At 70.6% G+C, this 2,598-nt stretch carries 3 protein-coding genes and 1 pseudogene; 3 read left to right on the top strand and 1 reads right to left on the bottom strand.

The annotated features are described in order from the left end of the window. Nucleotides 1-474 precede the first annotated feature (474 nt). The 3 genes and pseudogenes from AX669_RS01425 to AX669_RS01415 all read left to right on the top strand — a co-directional run bounded on the left by AX669_RS01425 (nucleotide 475) and on the right by AX669_RS01415 (nucleotide 1,765). A complete protein-coding gene (locus tag AX669_RS01425) occupies nucleotides 475-774 on the top strand; it encodes a hypothetical protein (RefSeq protein WP_062256137.1) in 300 nt (99 codons plus the stop codon). Nucleotides 775-1,072: 298 nt separating this feature from the next. Then, nucleotides 1,073-1,345 (top strand): annotated as a pseudogene (locus tag AX669_RS01420) (alpha/beta fold hydrolase); the annotation flags it as partial. A 57-nt stretch (nucleotides 1,346-1,402) separates the two neighbouring features. Then, nucleotides 1,403-1,765: a hypothetical protein gene (locus AX669_RS01415; RefSeq protein WP_006944512.1), complete on the top strand. Its 363-nt coding sequence runs from the start codon at nucleotides 1,403-1,405 to the stop codon at nucleotides 1,763-1,765. Between the two features lie 50 nt (nucleotides 1,766-1,815). Here AX669_RS01415 and AX669_RS01410 read toward each other — a convergent pair whose 3' ends face one another. Beyond that, nucleotides 1,816-2,268, bottom strand: a complete 453-nt coding sequence (locus tag AX669_RS01410) for a DUF5709 domain-containing protein (RefSeq protein WP_062256135.1) — start codon at nucleotides 2,266-2,268, stop codon at nucleotides 1,816-1,818. Nucleotides 2,269-2,598: the final 330 nt, after the last annotated feature.

Here is a 2,598-nt window from a genome sequence, read left to right as displayed (position 1 = left end):
CGGCGACCTCAACCTTGGCAAGGTTGCGCTCTACCAACTGAGCTATGTCCGCCTGTTTCCTCGGGCTTTCCGCCCTCGGCAACGACGAGAACGTTACCCGGATCATCGCGCGTTCACCAAATCGGCATGGCCGGGTCGACGGCGGACTGCCCGTGTGCGTGCCTCCGGGGTGCATCCGGGCGGATCGAGGTTGGCCCGACGGCCGGTACGACGGGCGCTTCGAGTCCGGCCCGACGGCCGGTCCGCTGGTCGCCCGCGCGGAATTCGAGGATCAGACCTGTGCGCCGACGCTCCCTCGATGGGCTGCAGCGATAGCGTCGACGGGGATCGGCGGCCCGCCCACGCCGATCGACGAGTGCGCGATCGCGACGACGGATGTCGCTGGCTTCACGCCGACTGTGCCTCATCACGGCCGTGCGTACTTGACCTGGCTCATCGCGCCGCTGCTCGATCCGCAGCTGCATCCGTGGACCGTTGTACGCCTCGGCGTACTTCGTCTCCGGACGCCCAGCCGCGACGCTCCTGCGCACCACCGACGGCCTCTCGGGAGTGCTGCTCGTCGTCATCTCCGCGCTGTCCTACGCCCGCCTGCGCATCGTGTGGCGGGAGCTGCGCCTCGACCACGACGCCGCAGCGGCCGTCGGTCACGTCTCGACCCGCCGTCGCGAACGCGTCGCCGTGCGGACGTGGTGCGCCGCCACGGTGCGGGCCGCATCGATTCGCCGGGCCGGGCCACCGCCGGGCGTCCGATTCGTCCTCGGCCTCCCCTGCTGAGCCGTTTCCCGGCGCGCTTCCCAGATGATCAGCGTGACGGGCCGCGCGACGCGCGTTCTCGACGCAGGCGACGGGCCCGCGCTCGCCTGCTCCCCCGGCATCGCGTCGTTCGTGTGGGATTGTGCGCCTGTCGCGCCATGCTTGTCGGCCACCCATCGCGTCATCGCCGTCGAAGCTCCCGCCGACGAGCGTCTTGGCACCGGGCACCTCGACGCCGAACGCCTTGATGTCGAGCACCCTGGCGCCGCGCATGTCCTGATGCCGCACGTCGCGATGTCGAACGCGCGGACGCCGACCGTCCCCAAGAACAGAAACGGCCGGCGCGCCGACCATGCTCGAGGACGACGCAGCGCACCTGCTGAACGCGCTCGACGCGCTGGGCGTGCCGGGCCCTGTCACATTCGTCGGTCATTCATTCGGGGCTGTCGTGGCGGAAGCCGCGGCGCGCATGGCCCCGGAGCAGGCCGCGGCCCTCGTCCTGCTCGACGGGTCACTCGCCGAGGACGGCTCCGCCGAGCCCGAGACGCCTCGATCGGGCCGACGCGCACGACTCCTGGCGGCAGCCCTGTGAAGCCGCTCGGCCGTCGCTGCTTGGCGGGTCTGCGGCCCCACGATTCGCACGCTGGCGGTGCCCGCGCGTCGTTCACTCGCGCGATCGGTCCCCGGCCTGCGCGACGAGATGGCGTCGATCAGCGTGCTCGAGACCTGTCTTCACGAATTGTCGGCATATTCGTCCTGCGTTCGTCAGCTGCATGCGCTGCGCACGACGTCACCGCTGACGCCGCAGTTGCCGACGCTCGTCGTCGCCGCCAACGGGCGCCTGCAGCGACGCACGCCAACCCGTTGGGTGCGCGCCGTGCTGCGCCAGGCGCGCGAAATCGCCGCCGATGCAGACGTGCGGAAGGCCGTCCTCGAGCGATCCGGCCATTTCGTCATGCTCGACCGCCCTCAGCGCATGGCCGACCTCATCCTCACGCTCGGATCCCGCTGACGGCGGCGCACCGCGACGCTCCGGCGGCCTCGCACTCTGCGTCCGCTCGATCAGGCGCCGGGCTCGTCGACGATGCCGTCGTCGAAACCCGCCGCGTCGCGACCGTCCGTGAAGTGCAGCGCAGCCTCTTCAGCGCTCGAGGCGCCACCCGCGAAACCGTCGTCCTTGGCGACGAGTTCGGATTCGCGATCCTCCGCCAGGCCCTCGTCGGGGGCGACGACGCGGCCGACGCGCGTGTCGTCGAACTCGTCGTCAGGTGACGGAACGCCGTCGGGGTTGCCGTACGCCGAGTCGGGGTCGACGTCGGGCACCTCCTCCTCGAGGCGCTCGTCGAGGGTCTCGTGCTCGTTCTCCCAGCGCTCGACGTTCGGCTCGCGCTCCGGCGTCGTGAACCCCTGGTCGAGCATGTTCTCGTACGCCTCGCCCGTGACGTCGTCGGCGGCCTGGGCCTGATCCGCGTAGCCGTCCATGGAGCCGAGGTCGAAGTTCGATTCATTCGTCATGACGCCATCATGCGCAGATGAGACGCACCAAGGAAAGCCGGCCGGCCCGCTGCACGTCGGTCGACGGCCGCCGCCCGCCTGCGCCGCTCGACATTGCCCCACAACGCGTCATCCATGACGCGTTTCCGGGCGATGGCCGCCGGGCCCCGCACCCACGGCGTCCCCCGCACACCGGCCCGGGATCTCTCGCCCAGCCGGCAGCTGGCAGCCGGCAGCGGAACAGCACGATGCTCCCGACGGCCGGGCCGTGGGAGCATCGTGGCTGTGTTCTGTTCTGGTGGGCGATACTGGGTTTGAACCAGTGACCTCTTCCGTGTCAAGGAAGCGCGC

The sequence above is a fragment of the Dermacoccus sp. CCH2-D9 genome (assembly GCF_001556795.1).
Taxonomy (GTDB): domain Bacteria; phylum Actinomycetota; class Actinomycetes; order Actinomycetales; family Dermatophilaceae; genus Dermacoccus; species Dermacoccus nishinomiyaensis.
The sequence above is the reverse complement of the archived record's forward strand: the minus strand, read 5'-3'. Positions and strand labels throughout refer to the sequence as shown.